The sequence below is a fragment of the Psychrobacter sp. DAB_AL62B genome (assembly GCF_028895345.1).
Taxonomy (GTDB): Bacteria; Pseudomonadota; Gammaproteobacteria; order Pseudomonadales; family Moraxellaceae; genus Psychrobacter.
The window spans coordinates 61,050-78,529 of sequence record NZ_SAXC01000008.1 but is presented as its reverse complement, the minus strand read 5'-3'; the positions used below and the strand labels follow the sequence as shown (position 1 = coordinate 78,529).

Genomic DNA, 17,480 nt, shown 5'->3' with positions numbered 1-17,480 from the left:
GCACATTATACGCTTATGATATCACTGCATCGGTGTAATTGGGTAACAGTGTGCTAACTCGATTTCTGCAGCCCACTCGTTTTAAGTCATAATCTTGACTATTGTTCTATCGTTATCAATAATGTCAAAGGTAATTTTAACCGGTAAGAACTGTTCTATTAACCAAGCTTGAGTCTCGGTATGCTGACTGATGACGCGCGCGGTAAACTCACCGCCGCCGGATAAAGCTAAAGGAAGCAGCAACTGATCGGTTAGATACTCGTCGACTAATGCATCGGTTTTAAACAAGTAACGCTTCACCAGTCCTGCTAAGCGATTGCCTATCTTTTCAGCCGAAGTGCACTTTTCTCCGAGCAAAGTAAACATCTCTTGGTGATTTTGTTCATGATTGTGGGTTGCAGCAATTTTATGAGTTACTTTCGCGTAGCAAGTATTGCCTTCTCCAATACCAATTAGTTTATTACATCTTGTGGTAATAAGTGTTTCGTCGATTCCAGATTCAACCAATAGCGCTTTCGCGCTGGCAAGTTCACGTTGGCAAATGTCGTACTCTAAATTTAGATTACTAGCGACCAACTCCATGCTTATAAGCTCACTGCGTTCCGTTAGTTTAAACGGTGACGAGTCAGCACGGCGCAAAAACGGCGTTATCGTTGTCTTAATGGTGCCACCACCAACGGGCGCAAAACCTGCTTGCAGACATTCAATATCTACTTGCATACCCAGCTTAGTAAGCGCAGGAATAAACGCATGTTGTAAAAAGTCTATGGTTGGCGCCATTGGATTGTGAGTGCCGCCTTTAATCGTTACGGTTGAAGCAGCTTTGCTATCGGTATTAGCAAACAGCAGGGCAGGGAGTACAGTTTGCAGTACGAGACTGGTACTACCAGCCGAGCCGATATCAAAAGCATAATCGCCTGAGTTAATCATATTTGGCGTAAAGCTAAATGCTGTACTAGCTAAATTCGCGCCTGACACGCTAGCATCTGATATCGCATGTGACGCTTGCACGCACATTAAATGTTGACGCATCAATCCAGGTTTAGCACGTCCAGCCCGAATATTAACTATCTCAATTGGAATGCCAGTTAGCATAGATAAAGACAATGCGGTACGGATAATTTGTCCACCGCCTTCGCCAGTGCTGCCATCGATTTTTAGAGGTTTGGTTTTTGATATTGGCATGATGTTAGACTTTTTTATTTTTTGGGATGTTTTTAGCGTTTTTTTGATGACACTCATCGCGTAAGGATAGTTGAATAGATTTTATAAAAATAGAAATGTTAGAGAGCCATAAAAATAAATGCGTTGGGCAAAGCAGGCTTCGCTTATTCCTCCTCAAGGCTTGCAAGGAAAATATCTACAGGCACAGCCTTCCGTCTTGCGCTGCGGACAACTGTCTCCCAGACAGTTGTTACTCCTTGCTCATAAATAGAATTTTCAAAAGTATTCCGATTAACTAAATAAATTGAAACCGACTGTCAGTGTCTGGTGGTAAGGTCTAAATAGTGCTATGTGAGCAGTGACGTGTACGGGGCATGAGGTGTAAAAAAAGCGTCTGCCCGCAACGCGTAGCGGCCACTACAGTATGTTTTCAACCCCCTGTTGTGGAAGTAAGGGGTCTGACACTCGCTCAGTCGGTTCCAAACTGGTCGTCTATGCGCTTATATTCAGCACGTAGAAAATTCTAAAATATGTGGTTTAACATTGTTATTTAAGCAAATCATTCAACCAAATCAATCTGCCAGTTATTGGCTTGAATAACAATGTTAATTTTGCGTAGTTTCATAGCGATGTCATCGGCTTGCTTTTGTAATCCTGCGACCGAGACTATGATATTCCATTTAATCTCACGATGGCTATAGCGATCTGCCTCAGTATCAGTGGCTTCAATTGCCTCAATCAATAACTTATGGCGCATCTCTAAGGTATCACGCTCAACCAGTAGTGTCAGCATCGATTGACCTTTATCCGTCTTAGCAATGGCATTGGTACGGTGAATACGTTCGATCAATGCGAATAATTCGCTAATAATTTGGCTGGCATCGATCATCAGCGCATTAGGATCTTCGCTTGGCGTATCGCCGTCTTGGACTTTGACGTTGCTGCTAATACGACCTTTGAGCTGGGCAAGCTTCTTTTGCATATCGCTGCGGATAAGTAGGGCTTCTGCGAGTTTCATAGGATTCTCTCTTATTTTTTGATGTTTTTAAGCTAATCAAAATTCAGCGTCACTGATTAATCTGAAAGAGTTCTTAAGACAAATAGCTTTTAAGTTAGGGTCATCTATTTCGAATTGATTCATGGAGTAACCGTCACTTTTTTTGAGTAGAATAATTTTTCTAGTAATCTTTTTTAACTGTTCAAAGTCTTCTCCTCCTATGTACCACCACTTGTATGGAACCTCATAGTCTAGAAAAATCACACCATCGCTATGATTGTAAGGTCTTTCTGGGCATGATAATTCTGATATCACAAAACTAAAAAACTCAGTCAAGTATGAATAAAGTGCATGAGCATATAGCCCAAAAAAATTATCTGTATAATTAATGTTATTGTTATACCTATTGCTGTAATAGTAGTCTATAGGAATGATGGCTTCTAAGTTCTTGTCGTATGCTTGGAAGCAAGCTAATTCTTTATCTTCAAGGTAAAAAGGCATTATATTAATACCTCCATGAACTATTTTATTTCTGATTTTATTTATGTTTTTAAACCAATCTATTGAAATTTGTGTAGATTGAGTATTATTGTACTTTTCAAATTTATAAGAAAGAAATGAATATCTAGTCATTTCTTTCTTTGGGTTTTCTAAGTTATATGTATTTCTTTCGCTAGAAAAATCTATTAATTTATCAGCAATTTGATAGGCAATGTCACGTATGGTACTTATCTTATAAAAACAATACTCAGTAGGCTGAGCTAAGACAATGCCAGATGAGTTGTATTTCTTAAATAAATCTTTATCACTTTGAATTTCACTTAAATTAGTTATTGAATAAATAAGCTTATAAAAATGTGTTGTTAAATTTTTAATCAAGAATTCTAGGTTAGTATTTTGAATTTTATCTTCATGGTAGTCATTAAGGTATTCAATTAATCCAAACATTGGGCTGGGTATTTTTACATTATCTAAGTTCATTTTTTTACCTCTAAGTGAGTAAGTTTTGAAGTTTTATATTATTGTAACATGCGGAAATATCAAACTATCCCTTAACACAAACCACCTGCCTCAAAGTATGTACTACTTCTACCAAGTCACTTTGCGCTTTCATCACATCGTCGATATTCTTATAGGCTGCTGGAATTTCGTCAATCACTTCCGCATCTTTACGACATTCTACCCCTTCAGTCTGCGCGATTTGATCGGCGACCGTAAACTGTTTTTTCGCCTCGGTCCGCGACATCACCCGACCTGCACCATGCGAGCAGGAGCAAAACGATTCCTCATTACCTTTACCACGTACAATAAAGGATTTTGCGCCCATCGACCCCGGAATGATACCGTATTCACCAACGCGAGCACGTACCGCGCCTTTACGAGTCACAAAGATTTCTTCACCGTAATGCTCTTCTTTTGCCACATAGTTATGATGACAGTTCACTGCTTTAACCTTGGCATCAAAGGGCTTAGTAATGATTTTACGCAGCGCTTTGATGGCTTTTTCCATCATGATTTCGCGGTTCTTAAAAGCGAATCGCTGCGCCCAACCGACCGCAAACCAATAGTCATCAAAATGCTCTGTACCTTCAGCAAAATAAGCCAAGTCTTTATCAGGCAAGTTAATAAACCACTTGCGCATATCCTCACGCGCCAGCTCGATAAAGTAGCGACCAATAGCATTACCGACACCGCGCGAACCTGAATGCAGCATAATCCACACTTGATTGGTCTCATCCAAGCAGACTTCTACAAAGTGATTGCCCGTGCCTAGCGTTCCCAAATGATTAAGATTATTGGTGTTTTTAAGCTTAGGATGCTTTTGGCTTATATAGTTAAAATCATCGACCAACGTTCCCCAACCATCCATTACGCTATTATCAGGATTTGACCAGGCACCAACATCACGACGTGAACCGCGTCCACGAGTTTTACTACGACCATGCGGAATGGCTTTTTCAAGCTCAGTACGCAAACCTAGCAAGTTATCAGGCAGATCGTTAGCGGTCAAAGTGGTTTGCACCGCCATCATACCGCAACCGATATCGACACCGACCGCTGCTGGAATAATGGCTTCTTTGGTCGGCAGCACCGTACCGATAGTCGCGCCAATACCAACATGCACATCAGGCATTACCGCCAGCCATTTATAAATAAACGGCATTTGCGAAGCTTTAATAAGCTGGTCATAGGCTTTTGGGTCAACAGGTACGCCCTTTGTCCAAAGTCGAATAGGGGTTCCACCGTCCTGAATAATATTATGAGTGGTTGGTTGCATAGCACTTTCCTTAGATTTAAAAATATCATTTATTATTGAATAAGCTGTACTTTATACAATGCGAAGGCTGTGCCAAGTTTAATGTTTCTATATATTTAATACCTAAGTATATGATATTAATGATTTAAATGAGTCTATATACTTAAGGATAAATTTTAATATTAAATTTAAGCTAATTATCTAATATAAAATATTCTATAAAAATAGAATTTGATATATATTAACTATAATAATGGACTGCTCTATATTTATTATAAGAATAATACTATGGCTAACAAAACTGCCGTTATCGGCTTCCTCGGCACCACTTTAGACAATGGCTTTAACGATAAGCGTTGGCAGCGCTGGCGTCCGACGGTGAGTTTGGGATTGCATGATGAGCTGCTAGTTGATGAACTACATATCTTATATAGCACCCGTGATAAACGGCTGTTTAATATAATCGTCGATGATGTGGCACAAGTCAGTCCGCAGACACAAGTTATTGGTCATCATGTCTCGTTATCTAGTCCGTGGGATTTTGCTGATGTGTATGCCGAACTATATGATTTCGCGGCAGCGTTCGACTTTCAAGATAATACTGACTATTTGCTGCATCTGACTACGGGCACGCACGTGGCGCAGATTTGCTGGTTTTTATTGGTAGAGGCAGGATTTATTCCTGCTGATTTACTGCAAACTTCTCCTTGTCCGAGACCTGACCAAGCTGATCCGCAAGGTCGCTATCAAGTAATAGATTTGGATGTCTCGCGTTATGATGGTTTACGCGCACGCTTTGAGGCGGAAAAGCAGCAGCATTGGCAAACCCTGCAAGCCAATCTCGTCACTCAAAATGCTGCTTATCAACAGCTCATCTCCGATATCGAAAAGGTCGCTACTCGTTCAACTGCACCAATACTTCTAATGGGAGCAACAGGGGCAGGCAAGTCGCAATTGGCAAGCCAAATCTACGCCCTAAAAAAGATAAAATCTGACAGTACGACACAAGCTAAATATGCTTTGAATAAATTCGTCGAGGTCAATTGTGCCACTTTGCGTGGTGACACGGCAATGAGTGTACTGTTTGGTCATGTCAAAGGCGCATTTACAGGTGCAGTGAGCAATCGTGATGGCCTATTAAAATCAGCAGACGGTGGTTTATTGTTTTTAGATGAAATCGGTGAGCTCGGGCTGGATGAGCAAGCAATGTTATTAACGGCACTAGAGGAGCAGCGCTTTTATCCGCTGGGTAGTGATGCGCCGATTAACGTCTCGTTTCAACTAATGGCAGGAACCAATAAAGACTTGCGGCAAGCGGTTGCCAATGGCGAGTTTCGTGCGGACTTATTTGCACGGCTCAACACATGGACATTTTTTTTGCCATCACTTAAAGATAGACTAGAGGATTTACCTGCCAATATCAATTATGAGCTGGCACGTTTGGGTAGCGAGCAACAGCAGCAATATCGCTTTACTGTAGAAGCACGGCAGCTGTATGAATCCTTTGCCATGAGTGCTGATGCGACATGGCAAGGCAACTTTCGCGATTTGACCGCCAGTATGATTCGGCTGACTACGCTTGCTGAAAGTAAGGTTATTAGAATGGAGGATGTGCGGGCAGAGATTGAGCGCTTAAAAGAGCTATGGCAGCTACCATTAAGTAATATTCTACAGTCGAAAAATAGCCTAAGTAAAGATGAGATTGAAACCACGTTAGATAGTGGACTCTTAGAGCAGGGTAGCTATGACCTTTTAAGTCAATGCCTTGACGAGGAAACTTTGACTACTATTGACCCTTTTGATGCGGTGCAACTGGCCTATGTAATTAAGGTTTGTATTCAGCATAAGAACCAAGCAACGGCGGGGCGATATTTATATGCCAACTCAAGAGATAAGCTCAAAAGTCCCAATGATAGCGACCGATTACGTAAGTATTTAATGAAGTTTGGATTGAAGTTTGATGAGTTGGGTAAAAATATTTTATAAACTATATAAAAATGCTGTCATGATCACCTATCTAAATCTATCGTAACTATTCAAGCATAACCTTCCTATAACCTCAATGCTGATTCAAGGCCAATACTAATGCTAGTTACGACATCATTATCTACTTGATACTTAGTGCCTAAATTTTGTCCATTATCTTTATACCAATAATAAATGATAATGTTTTCGTTGGGATTGCCGTAAGGACTGTCTTCGACCTCAGGTGATTGACCGTCATGCTTAGCATAGAGCTGATCAAGGCTATCACCAGTCGTAACACCATAGGCCGATGAAATATCTTTGCTCCACGTGCTTATTTCAACTACCGTATTATCGATAATCATGTAGTCGGTAGCAGGATGAGAGGGGCTTTGTGCGCCGAAGCAGTTGTCCAAGGTTTCAGTGTTTTGCGTTAATATCTGCGGGTCAAAGGTAGCACCGATCTTTATATTATCAAGGCTATTGGTAGTAAAAGAGCCAGAGGGCGAGATATCGGTAGCCATGCGCTCATCGACTTTGACCTCACTAGTATTATCAACGTCGTTATCGCTAACGGTATCCGTTGTTGGTGTGCAAGCTGTTAAACCTAGTAATAACACGGTGAGCAGAGGAATTATTCGGTATGGGCTTGTGTATAAAGTCGGCATAAGCATTCCTATTCCTTAAAATCATAGCTTTTGACTATCGGTTTGTCGTGACTAAAGTCAATTTTACATGGGATAAAATTATATCCTTTCCTATTTAACTTGTTTTAGGTATCTTTCATCATACACATATAGTTAAGTGTTTCCACAATAACGAATACTACTTTAATGAAATAGAAAGTTAAGTGAGTTAGATATGCAGCACCTCAAAGCAACCATGAGCATTTTTATCGCTGCTTTGCTGACGGCTTGTCATCCACTGCCCGAATTAAAGCAAACAGTTGGCTTAGTCGACAACCAATCGACTCCACTAGGTATCACCGAGAGGGCGGCATTCGAATTATTAATAGTGGCTTTAGAACAGCGTCCGAACGCAGATCTGGATTGTTTACAGTTTCTCCCTGAGAGCAACAATGATGACACCATAGCGACAACTTGGGAGTTTGCCGCTATTGAAATTCACGATGAAATCTGCGGTGGCGATCCTTACATTGCTCATGTGCGCAGTCGCTACCAGATTAGTGCAGATGGTTCGGTTATGGTTTACGATGCTATAACTGCCGAATATGAACTGCTCTAATATTTGCTTATTTAATAAAACCAAAACAGCTATATAAATCAGCTAAGGAATGAGCCATGTCTGTCCCTATTACTTTGCGTACCAATGCTAGCCCTAGCTTTGACTGGGAAGATCCTTTCTTATTGCGCGATCAATTAACTGAAGAAGAACGTATAGTCAGCGATAGTGCACAGCAATTTTGTCAAAAAGAGCTCATGCCTGGAATCATTCAAGCTAACCGTCATGAGCACTTTGATCGCAATATTATGCGCCAAATGGGTGAGATGGGCTTGCTTGGCGTAACGATTGAAGGTTATGGCTGTGCAGGATTATCACATGTCGCTTATGGTTTGATTGCCCGCGAAGTAGAAGGGGTTGATTCAGGCTATCGTTCAGCGATGAGTGTGCAGTCAAGCTTGGTCATGCATCCGATTTGGGCATACGGCACTGAAGAGCAGAAAGAAAAATTTCTCCCCAAGCTTGCCACTGGCGAATATGTCGGCTGTTTTGGTTTGACCGAGCCAGATTCAGGATCAGATCCTGCTTCGATGTTGACGCGGGCGCACGCAGTCGCTGGCGGTTATGAGCTGACTGGTAGCAAAATGTGGATTACCAATAGTCCGATTGCTGATGTGTTTGTTATTTGGGCGAAAGATGACGAAGGTAAAATACGAGGTTTTGTCTTAGAAAAAGGTATGAAAGGCTTATCAGCGCCGAAAATTGAGGGCAAGTTCTCATTGCGCGCCTCAGTCACTGGCGAGATTGTGATGGATAAAGTGTTCGTCCCTGAAACCAATGCTTTCCCAGATATACGCGGTCTAAAAGGCCCGTTTGGTTGTTTAAATAAGGCCCGTTACGGCATCGCATGGGGTTCGATGGGCGCAGCTAAATTTTGCTGGAAAGCGTCACGTCAATATACCCTTGATCGCAAACAGTTCGATCGTCCATTAGCCGCGACACAGTTAGTGCAGTTAAAGCTTGCCAATATGCAAACTGAGATTACCCTTGGTTTACAAGCAGCGCTACGTGTCGGACGCTTGATGGATGATAACAAAGCGACGCCTGAGATGATTTCTCTAATTAAGCGTAATAACTGCGGAAAGGCGCTAGAGATTGCTCGCGTTGCCCGTGATATGCATGGTGGTAATGGTATCTCTGATGAATATCACGTCATTCGTCATGTCATGAATTTAGAAGCGGTGAATACTTATGAAGGGACGCATGATATTCATGCGCTGATCTTAGGTCGTGCGCAGACAGGAATCCAAGCATTCTCGTAACTTCTAGCTAAGTTTTATCCGGGTAATAACCAGCAGTTACATGCATAAGCGAATTTTAAAAATAAATATAAAAGTTGATATTCTTAGATGTATTGTGAAAACGTCATAATAGTAACGCTTTACTTAGAATGGTGATAGAAGTGTTAGTGAGGGTTGCGAATAGCGTCTTAACGTTCTTATAATAATGGTTTCATTAGTAGCTGTAATCATTGCTTTATTAATAATAATAAATAAGCGCAACGCCAAGGAGCGTTACTATGCAAAAAGATATGTCTAAAAATACATTAAATCTATCAAACCCAGAATTACTCAAACAACAATGCTTCCTTAAAGAGGGCTGGCATGGTGCCAATGATGCAGCCACTATTGATGTCACCAATCCTTTTAATGGTGAAGTTATTGGTAACGTGCCAAGCTTGACCGAGCAAGATGTTGAGGATGTAGTTGCTTACTCTCATAAAGCACAGGTTAGTTGGGCTGCAAAAACGGCTCAAGAACGTAGTGATTTACTACAGAAATGGGCCGATCTAATCGATGATAATAAAGAAGATTTAGCGATTATTATGACCGCTGAACAGGGTAAACCATTAAGCGAGTCGCGCGGTGAGATTGGTTATGCCAATAGCTTTATCCGCTGGTTTGCAGAGGAAGGTAAGCGTGTCTATGGCGATACCATTCCTGCTACCAAGTCGCAGCTGCGCCATGTTATTATAAAACAGCCTATCGGCGTTTGCGCGGCCATCACGCCTTGGAATTTTCCAGCAGCGATGATTACTCGTAAGGCGGCTCCTGCGTTGGCTGCGGGCTGTACCATGATTATCAAACCTGCTACCGCCACGCCGTTTTCTGCATTAGCACTTGGCGTATTGGCTGAGCAAGCAGGTATCCCAGCTGGTGTCATCCAAGTAGTCACGGGTAAATCATCAGTCATTGGTGATATTTTGACCGGTGATGCACGTATTCAAAAGTTATCATTTACTGGCTCTACAGAAGTAGGTCGTAAACTTATGGCGCAATGTGCCCCTACTGTTAAAAAACTGTCTTTAGAGTTAGGTGGTAATGCCCCTTTTATCGTTTTTGATGATGCTGACTTAGAAAAGGCAGCTGAAGGCTTAATTGCCTCTAAGTTTCGCAATGCCGGTCAAACCTGTGTCTGCGCTAATCGTGTCTATGTTCAAGACAGCATTAAAGATAAGTTTTTAGAGATATTTGTTAAAAAGGTAGAAGCGCTTAAAGTCGGCAATGGCATGGCTGAAGACGTTGATATTGGCCCTTTAATCAATAAAGATGGGCTAGAGAAAGTCCAAGCACTCCTAAAAGATGCGCTCGATAAAGGGGCGAGGATTATCACTGGTGGCGATAAAAATGATGCCTCAGCGCTTAGCTTTAACCCAACAGTGATTACTGATCTGAGTAGCGATATGGATATTGCTAGTGAAGAGATATTCGGTCCTATCGCTTCAATATTCACCTTTAAAACCGAAGAACAAGCGATTAAAGCTGCCAACGATACTATTTATGGGCTTGCTGCTTACTTCTATAGTAGTAACTTCGCACGCTCATGGCGCGTAACCGAAAGTCTTGAGTACGGCATAGTCGGACACAATACTGGTATGATATCGACCGAAGTGGCGCCATTTGGCGGCGTTAAGCAATCAGGATTCGGTCGTGAAGGTTCGAAATACGGTATCGAAGAGTATGTCGTGACTAAATACTGGTGTTCTGATATTAGCTAAGGTGGTTTACTGTAAAACGAACCCCTTTCTCTAATAAAGGATGTGTGGTTTTAGGACAGGACGAGACAAGTTAATAAAAGAAGCCTAGCGTCAAACGTTAGGCTTTTTTGGCATACTAATATTAATAGTGGGCAGCTTAAAGAAGCTCGCTAGTTGAACATTATCCATCAAGCTTTTTATCTTTGACCATCAAAGAATCAGGATGTTTCGGTGGTTTTTTTTCAGAGTCGGTATCTTCAGTAGCTATAGGTCTCTTAGCTATAGTATTAGGATTTAAAGGTTCCGTTACTGGCGTGCGCTCAGGTTTGTCACTGACTTTATAATCAGTACCTTTATCAATAGCTTTCTTTTTAAGAACAATAGATGTAGAAGGCTGTTGAGTAACCAAACGCTCAGAGGGCTTATCAAAAGGTTTGATTGTTGGTTTAAGGCTTTTTTTAACTCTCCTTACGGCGGCGGCCTCAGCTTGTGCCTGTCCTTCTGCTAGCGATTTTTCATACAGACCTTGGTACACAGCAAGGGTCTCTTCAATCATTTCACGCATAGTGAATTTATTGGTCATCTCAGGACGAGTGACGCTTTCTAACTGGTTTCTTACTGCTTTACAAAGCGCATTGGCATTGTATTTTTTCACTAAACCTTGCGGATAAAGCGGTTGTAAAATTTCACTAAACGCCGCTTGATCCCAGCCAATCACAGGCGTACCTAGATGAATAGCTTGCAGGGCATTAATACCGATTGATTCAGGCTCGTTAGCAAGTGCCAACACGATATTGGCTGCTGATAGCCACTCGCGCATGTCATTACGTTTACTGCCTACATAGGTGATGCGTTCAGAAAATCCTAAAGTATTGCTGCGTTGGCGAAAGTCCTCATGGGCGACATCACCAGGTCGATAATCCTCATCCATAATAATGACGTGAATATTAGGGAAATCTGCTTCTAAATTACCCAAGATATCAATAAGCCATTCTTGTCCATATTCTTTGCCAATGATAGTGGGGAATACCAGCCATTTTTTGTTCTCAAGCTCAGGATATTCAGCAAATGTATACCTTAGCCAATATACAGATGGATTATGTCGATAAGGGTAACGGCGGGTATCAATACCGCGATAGATACGCTTAATCACTTTAGGATCAAGGTCTTCACGGCGCAGTCCTTTTTTAAGGTAATCGGTCACACTATCAGACACGGTAATGATGGTATCGACATCGAGCAATGCTTGTGAGTATTTATTGATAGGATAAAAACCATACATCGTCGAAACCAGCTTTGGTCGACGTTTAACACGCGCACGGCGCAGCGCTAAATGTAATATCCATGCAGGTGTGCGCGAATGCACATGAATAATATCAGGATCATATTTTTCGATGAGACGACGAAGAGGGGCGACCTGTAGCAATGACAGCCAAGACTTTTTATTCATATATAGCTGGTGATAGTGATTGCCATCACGCTTTAAACGTCTGACCAAATCATTATCTTCGTCAGCACTAGAGATAATGATCGAAGTATGCTCATTTTTGACCAATGCGCGTCCAAGATGAAAAATACCGCGCTCGGATTCATCATGCTTTAAAGACGACAGTAAGCGCATAACTTTCATAATGGCGTGGGTCACTGGTTTAGAATATTAAGTTGCTATTGTCAGTTAAAAGTCGCCAAAACTCAACCATCAAGATAAAAAGATAAGGTTAGATAGTTGGTTTTTTTAAGAGAGCTAGAAGAGAGTTATACCTAAAGGCTTTAATTGAACAATCAAAACCATTAGCGACGTTTTTGTAGATGCTCAGCATTAGGCAGTACTTGTTTTTCGCTGAGGTATTTCCAATAGCGCTGTGGTAAATACTGTTTATGTAAGCGCGAATTTTTACGCTCTTTGATATTAACGTTGGTGAAATAACCTTGCCAAAAACGCTGATAACGCTGCTCATCTTCACTATGAATACTGGCGGGGTTACGTAATACCGCATCGTCAAGGTCAGTAATGGTTTGCAGGGCAGCAGGATGCGAAGGCGTGCTTTGACTTTTGTTATAATAAATACCAAACCCGCGACTGAGATCATAAATTGCCCAATGTTGATCTTGATAACGCTGGCGAAAATGCTCACCAATCAGCGGTAAAACATTAAAATCAGGCTCCACGCGCGCAAAGTAAACGTCATCAACGGTATGCTCAAAACGCACAAACGCTTCCATACGGTGTTTTTCACGACAAACAGACTTGACCGTTTGTACCAGCTCTAATACATTGAGATTACCCAAATCATCCATAATAAGGCGATTAGGATAATCGATGGCATATTTGACCACATGAAATAAAGTAGTACCGATAGAGTCTTTTTCAGATAAAAATCCCCACAGTATGTTGCGCATACCTGAGCGACCTAAGAGTTCATTGAGCTTTATCAGCACGCGCTCAGCTTTGTTTTCATCAGTGACCACGCTAGTCGATTGAGAAATTAATGAGGGCACATAACAATCTTGTGCCGTTAATTGAAGTGCCTCATTGTCTTGAAGTTTGTGTGCGTAAACATAAAATACAGCACTCAGCCAACCTTCAAAACTTGGCTCGTAAAGCACAATGTTTGGTGTTAATTGACCTAGCTGATGAGTTTGATTTCCAGCAAGTTCTGACAGTGATGGCGACATTTTTTGTCCTAAGATAACTTGATGATTATGGCTCAATTTATCAAAATTATTTATGATTAAAACAAAGCCAGTTGCCCACTGCGTTGGTCTTTAAATTTGGTCTGCGTTTGTGCCAGAACATATTGGCGAAAGTTATCACGGGTTAAATGCGCTAGATGCTCGTTTTTACCGGTCGTCGCAATAAAGTATTTGGCACGATTGACAGCAGCGCCCATCTTTTTTAGATGATAAAGCGTCAATTGATTAAACTTACGCGCTTTGAGGATTTTCTTAGCCGTTTTTGTGCCGATACCGGGAATACGCACAATCATCTCATAAGTTGCCGTTTGAATATTGACGGGAAAATGTTCACGATGGCGAATTGCCCACGCCAGCTTCGGGTCGCAATCCAAATCTAAAAATGGCGATTCTGGTTCAACAATTTCGTGCGCACCAAAACCATAAAAACGCATTAGCCAATCCGCTTGATAAAGGCGATTTTCGCGTACCATTGGCACAGGCGTACCGATAGCAGGTAGGCGATCATCAGATAACATCGGCACATAACCAGAGTAGTAAACCCGCTTAAGATCATATTGTTTATAAAAGTGGCTTGAGAGCTGGATCACTTGCAGGTCGGTCTCGTTACTAGCGCCAACAATCATCTGACTGGTCTGACCGGCTGGCACAAATTTCGGCACTTTTTTATGCGTTTTACGGCTCTCACGAATGGTAATAATCTCTTCTCTTACCGTTTCCATCGGTGCTTTTAATTGCTCATGAGATTTTTCTGGTGCAAGCAATGCCAATCCTGATTTAGTCGGAATCTCTATATTGACGCTTAAGCGGTCTGCATATAATCCAGCCTCAAGCAATAATTCTTTTGACGTACCCGGAATGGTTTTTAGATGGATATAGCCATTAAAACGCTCACGAGTACGCAATATCTTAGCGACCTCGACCAAGCGCTCCATCGTATAGTCGCCACTTTTAAAGATACCTGAGCTAAGAAATAACCCTTCGATATAATTACGACGATAAAATTGCATGGTCAAATCAACCACTTCTTCGACACTAAAAGCGGCGCGTGGCGTATCATTGCTTTTACGTGACGTACAGTAAGCACAGTCATAAATACAATGATTGGTCAGTAGGATTTTGAGTAGGCTAACACAGCGACCATCTTCGGTATAGCTATGACAAATGCCTGTTGCTGAGGCGTCACCGAGACCACCGCCTTGATTTTTGCGAGTGCCAGCGGAGGAGGAGCAGGAAACATCATACTTAGCGGCATCGGCTAAAATATTGAGCTTGCCTTGGAGTCGTTCATAATTGATGGTAGCCATGAGTAGGAAATTACCAATTCGTTAACAGGATAATATTTTAACAAATTGAATACTAAGTCACTGTAATTATTAAGAAAATAACAGTATTATACGACAACTGTTGTCGTGCTATTAGTAGAGAATTAAAGAGATATTTATAAATTATATAAATATCTGATCAGCCAGTAGTCCCAATACAAATCCACCCAGAGTACATGTAAAGCCAAGCAACATTATAGGAATTGAAAGCATAGTTAGCCATTGCGACTGACTTTTTCGAACCTCGATAGCGTATTTTTTTAGATCCATATCTGCTAAGGGCAGTACGTCTCCAATAATTTTTTGAAAGCTTGAGACGCTTGAGCCGGCAACTAGCTTTAATTCATAATCACCGGCGTCAGCATTAAAAGTAAACATCTCTATACTGCCACTTGAGAAGTTGTTAGAGCGTGGGGACATTAGTGAGTCACTAAGATTAATTACTTGGTCAGTAGACGTATTACGAATTTGAGGTCGAAACTTAGCAATAGGGGTCTTTTTAAAAAGAGGCCCTTTTTGCCAAATGGAATAAATCCCTGATTTTGAAATAGTGAAACATCCCACTCTATCAAGGTATGGCAGATCTAATAGTACTTTGCCTGTAAAAGTATTTCTCAATAACATAATGCCTTTGAACAAGATGAACAATCCTACAGGGACTAAACAGAAGAGCAGTATTTTTAGGGTTAAGATGCTCATTTATGTAGCTTCTATTATTAAGTTTTTAATAATTTTGTAATAAAGAATAAGTAAAGGGATGAAATTTGATGGGCGATAAAGCGACAACTTACAAAATTATATCATTAAAAAAAGGCCTTGAATAAACAAGACCTTTAAAAATGCGTATATTTAATTCACAATAAAATAGAGACATAAATTAAAACATGCTACTGGTACAAATTTTCCTTGCGTGCTGTGCCTACGCCGACAGAGGCTGCGCAAAATCTATACCAGTAGCATTGCATCCGTTTTAAAAGGTATCGACTATACATATTAAACTGTATAAGCTCTGACTACTGAACTTTCGCGCGAATGACTATTGTTTGTGGAGCGTTTGTAGATAGGTTTGCAAGATCCCACTTTAATCCTGAGTAATTCTCTTGTACGACCACCGTATTACCCACTTGCTGAATAGTTTGATAAGTATCGCCACCAGTGGTCGCAAGTGTTGGTAGCGGACTATTCAACGATACCAATTTCACACCATTTGGCAAAGAAACCATGGCATTGATATCAGTCACTGGCTGCGCTGTGGTATTGGTATAAACGGTATGATACTCAATGACATCACCAGGTGCGATATGGTTAGCCGGTACTGCAACCTCACGTCCATCGCTATTCTTAAGGATTTTCATCACTTTAGTTTTGGCATTGACCACATCTGGCGTACTAAATGTCGGTTTCAACTGCAAGGTATCTATAGAGGTAATCGTGGTCACAGGTGCACTAATGACTGACGTGTTGATGACTGGCAACTGGGTCGCTGTGGTAACAGGCAGTACTTGGGTGACTGTACTGGTCGGTACTGCGATGACGTCAACACGGCTGCTTTGGTTGGTTATCTTATTGGTTACAGGTACGCTAGTAACGGTGGCACTACCTTGAGTGACGACAGTATTACTAACACCATTACTGGCTACTTGGCGAACCACGTAGCGCGGTACATTGGTCACCTGCGTCACAGCAAACGGCATACCATCTTGCATGCCAATGCTATTAGGCGTGGCGGTGATAACAGCCGTTTTACCATCAGAATACTGCTCGACCACGGTAGTGCTACCGCCCGCAGAAGGTAGAACGGTCACCTCAGTGGCGGCATTGGCAGCAGACATAGCCATAACAGTACCTGCCAACAGTGCGGATACTGCCGTAAATGTAGCTGTTTTTTGCATAACAACTGACGAGCGATTCATAGTGATGATCATAATAAAGTCCTTTAAAATTATAATAAGTAAAACAAAAATGGAGAACGCTTAAATAAGAAAACCCTCGTTAATTGACGCTACAGGGCAGGTCAAATAACGAGGGCAACAGTACTGATAATAGACAGCCAAACGATAAAAGCTATCTATCGAACCATCCTATAATATTACCGATTTATCCGTCATTATTTTAATGAATAACTAAGCATATGCTCAGCAATCTCAACCCAACAATTATGCACTAAAACGAGTTAGGTAGAAAAGCAGCGTTGTGTAATTACTTTCCTATAAACAATGACTTTTTGTGTGGTTTACTTTATCTAATTCTTAAGAAAATTACTATTTGACTCACTACAAAAGACAACTATATTAATCGTAGATGACTTTCATGATTTCGTATTCGACTACGCCTTTTGGGGTTTCAATACGGGCTTCATCGCCTTCAGATTTACCAATTAAGCCACGAGCGATTGGTGAGTTGACAGAGATTTTACCGGCTTTAAAATCCGCTTCGTCGTCACCAACGATTTTATATTGTTTTTCTTCTTCAGTGTCCATGTTTTCGATAACGACGCTGACGCCGAATATCACACGACCGTCTTTTGGTAAAGTCGTAGGGTCAATGACTTGCGCGCCGCCAAGTTTGGCTTCGATATCGCGGATACGGGCCTCACAAAAGCCTTGCTGTTCACGAGCAGCATGGTATTCAGCGTTTTCTTTTAAATCGCCGTGTTCGCGTGCTTCAGCGATAGAAGCGGTGATGCGTGGACGGTCGACACTTTTTAACTGTTTTAATTCAGCTTCTAAAGCGGCATGTCCTTGCGGAGTCATGGGGTAACGTTGCATGTTTTTTCCTTAAACCAATAACACCACACCACCTCATAATGAGATGGTGTCAGTGTTGTTGCAATGGGTATAAAATATAAAAAGAGTAATG

General features: G+C 41.4%; 14 protein-coding genes and 1 pseudogene. 4 read left to right on the top strand and 11 right to left on the bottom strand.

Features of this window, described 5'->3' with window-relative positions; all coding sequences use genetic code 11:
• Positions 1-81 precede the first annotated feature (81 nt).
• The 4 genes from rtcA to EPB74_RS10745 all read right to left on the bottom strand — a co-directional run bounded on the left by rtcA (position 82) and on the right by EPB74_RS10745 (position 4,439).
• Positions 82-1,185, bottom strand: a complete 1,104-nt coding sequence (gene rtcA, locus EPB74_RS10760) for an RNA 3'-terminal phosphate cyclase (protein ID WP_274904145.1) — start codon at positions 1,183-1,185, stop codon at positions 82-84.
• A gap of 538 nt (positions 1,186-1,723) precedes the next feature.
• Positions 1,724-2,182, bottom strand: coding sequence for a DIP1984 family protein (locus EPB74_RS10755; RefSeq protein ID WP_274904144.1), 459 nt, complete (start codon positions 2,180-2,182; stop codon positions 1,724-1,726).
• A 36-nt stretch (positions 2,183-2,218) separates the two neighbouring features.
• Positions 2,219-3,142 carry a hypothetical protein gene (locus EPB74_RS10750; protein ID WP_274904143.1) on the bottom strand — a complete coding sequence of 308 codons (924 nt, stop codon included), beginning with the start codon at positions 3,140-3,142 and terminating at the stop codon, positions 2,219-2,221.
• 64 nt (positions 3,143-3,206) lie between these two features.
• Complete coding sequence (locus EPB74_RS10745) at positions 3,207-4,439, bottom strand: RtcB family protein (RefSeq protein WP_274904142.1); 1,233 nt, start codon at positions 4,437-4,439, stop codon at positions 3,207-3,209.
• Positions 4,440-4,706: 267 nt separating this feature from the next.
• On the opposite strand from EPB74_RS10745, the gene rtcR reads away from it, so the two are divergent.
• Entirely contained in the window at positions 4,707-6,404 is a 1,698-nt protein-coding gene (rtcR, locus tag EPB74_RS10740) for an RNA repair transcriptional activator RtcR (RefSeq protein WP_274904141.1), read from the top strand.
• 65 nt (positions 6,405-6,469) lie between these two features.
• Here the strand turns inward: rtcR and EPB74_RS10735 are convergent, their stop codons facing one another.
• A complete protein-coding gene (locus EPB74_RS10735) occupies positions 6,470-7,051 on the bottom strand; it encodes a hypothetical protein (RefSeq protein ID WP_274904140.1) in 582 nt (193 codons plus the stop codon).
• Positions 7,052-7,244: 193 nt separating this feature from the next.
• On the opposite strand from EPB74_RS10735, the gene EPB74_RS10730 reads away from it, so the two are divergent.
• The 3 genes from EPB74_RS10730 to EPB74_RS10720 all read left to right on the top strand — a co-directional run bounded on the left by EPB74_RS10730 (position 7,245) and on the right by EPB74_RS10720 (position 10,623).
• A complete protein-coding gene (locus EPB74_RS10730; RefSeq protein WP_274904139.1) occupies positions 7,245-7,628 on the top strand; it encodes a hypothetical protein in 384 nt (127 codons plus the stop codon).
• Positions 7,629-7,684: 56 nt separating this feature from the next.
• Positions 7,685-8,887 carry an acyl-CoA dehydrogenase gene (locus tag EPB74_RS10725; protein WP_274904138.1) on the top strand — a complete coding sequence of 401 codons (1,203 nt, stop codon included), beginning with the start codon at positions 7,685-7,687 and terminating at the stop codon, positions 8,885-8,887.
• A 269-nt stretch (positions 8,888-9,156) separates the two neighbouring features.
• Entirely contained in the window at positions 9,157-10,623 is a 1,467-nt protein-coding gene (locus tag EPB74_RS10720) for an NAD-dependent succinate-semialdehyde dehydrogenase (protein WP_274904178.1), read from the top strand.
• Positions 10,624-11,110: 487 nt separating this feature from the next.
• Here the strand turns inward: EPB74_RS10720 and EPB74_RS10715 are convergent.
• From EPB74_RS10715 to greA, 6 genes and pseudogenes are all read right to left on the bottom strand, one after another.
• A pseudogene (locus EPB74_RS10715) lies at positions 11,111-12,232 on the bottom strand (glycosyltransferase); the annotation flags it as partial.
• A 161-nt stretch (positions 12,233-12,393) separates the two neighbouring features.
• Positions 12,394-13,278, bottom strand: a complete 885-nt coding sequence (locus EPB74_RS10710; protein WP_274904136.1) for a TIGR03915 family putative DNA repair protein — start codon at positions 13,276-13,278, stop codon at positions 12,394-12,396.
• 56 nt (positions 13,279-13,334) lie between these two features.
• On the bottom strand, positions 13,335-14,603 hold the full coding sequence (locus EPB74_RS10705; protein WP_274904135.1) for a putative DNA modification/repair radical SAM protein: 1,269 nt from the start codon (positions 14,601-14,603) through the stop codon (positions 13,335-13,337).
• Between the two features lie 141 nt (positions 14,604-14,744).
• Positions 14,745-15,320 (bottom strand): hypothetical protein, encoded by a 576-nt coding sequence (locus EPB74_RS10700; protein WP_274904134.1) that lies wholly within the window; start codon positions 15,318-15,320, stop codon positions 14,745-14,747.
• A 314-nt stretch (positions 15,321-15,634) separates the two neighbouring features.
• Positions 15,635-16,546: a hypothetical protein gene (locus tag EPB74_RS10695; RefSeq protein WP_274904133.1), complete on the bottom strand. Its 912-nt coding sequence runs from the start codon at positions 16,544-16,546 to the stop codon at positions 15,635-15,637.
• A 366-nt stretch (positions 16,547-16,912) separates the two neighbouring features.
• Positions 16,913-17,389, bottom strand: coding sequence for a transcription elongation factor GreA (greA, locus tag EPB74_RS10690; protein ID WP_079691347.1), 477 nt, complete (start codon positions 17,387-17,389; stop codon positions 16,913-16,915).
• Positions 17,390-17,480: the final 91 nt, after the last annotated feature.

Excerpts from the sequence above, each read along its gene's own strand:
- rtcA (WP_274904145.1), bottom strand. The coding sequence starts at position 1,185 with ATGCCAATATCAAAAACCAAACCTCTAAAAATCGATGGCAGCACTGGC.
- EPB74_RS10755 (WP_274904144.1), bottom strand. The coding sequence starts at position 2,182 with ATGAAACTCGCAGAAGCCCTACTTATCCGCAGCGATATGCAAAAGAAG.
- EPB74_RS10750 (WP_274904143.1), bottom strand. The coding sequence starts at position 3,142 with ATGAACTTAGATAATGTAAAAATACCCAGCCCAATGTTTGGATTAATT.
- EPB74_RS10745 (WP_274904142.1), bottom strand. The coding sequence starts at position 4,439 with ATGCAACCAACCACTCATAATATTATTCAGGACGGTGGAACCCCTATT.
- rtcR (WP_274904141.1), top strand. The coding sequence starts at position 4,707 with ATGGCTAACAAAACTGCCGTTATCGGCTTCCTCGGCACCACTTTAGAC.
- EPB74_RS10735 (WP_274904140.1), bottom strand. The coding sequence starts at position 7,051 with ATGCCGACTTTATACACAAGCCCATACCGAATAATTCCTCTGCTCACC.
- EPB74_RS10730 (WP_274904139.1), top strand. The coding sequence starts at position 7,245 with ATGCAGCACCTCAAAGCAACCATGAGCATTTTTATCGCTGCTTTGCTG.
- EPB74_RS10725 (WP_274904138.1), top strand. The coding sequence starts at position 7,685 with ATGTCTGTCCCTATTACTTTGCGTACCAATGCTAGCCCTAGCTTTGAC.
- EPB74_RS10720 (WP_274904178.1), top strand. The coding sequence starts at position 9,157 with ATGTCTAAAAATACATTAAATCTATCAAACCCAGAATTACTCAAACAA.
- EPB74_RS10710 (WP_274904136.1), bottom strand. The coding sequence starts at position 13,278 with ATGTCGCCATCACTGTCAGAACTTGCTGGAAATCAAACTCATCAGCTA.
- EPB74_RS10705 (WP_274904135.1), bottom strand. The coding sequence starts at position 14,603 with ATGGCTACCATCAATTATGAACGACTCCAAGGCAAGCTCAATATTTTA.
- EPB74_RS10700 (WP_274904134.1), bottom strand. The coding sequence starts at position 15,320 with ATGAGCATCTTAACCCTAAAAATACTGCTCTTCTGTTTAGTCCCTGTA.
- EPB74_RS10695 (WP_274904133.1), bottom strand. The coding sequence starts at position 16,546 with ATGATCATCACTATGAATCGCTCGTCAGTTGTTATGCAAAAAACAGCT.
- greA (WP_079691347.1), bottom strand. The coding sequence starts at position 17,389 with ATGCAACGTTACCCCATGACTCCGCAAGGACATGCCGCTTTAGAAGCT.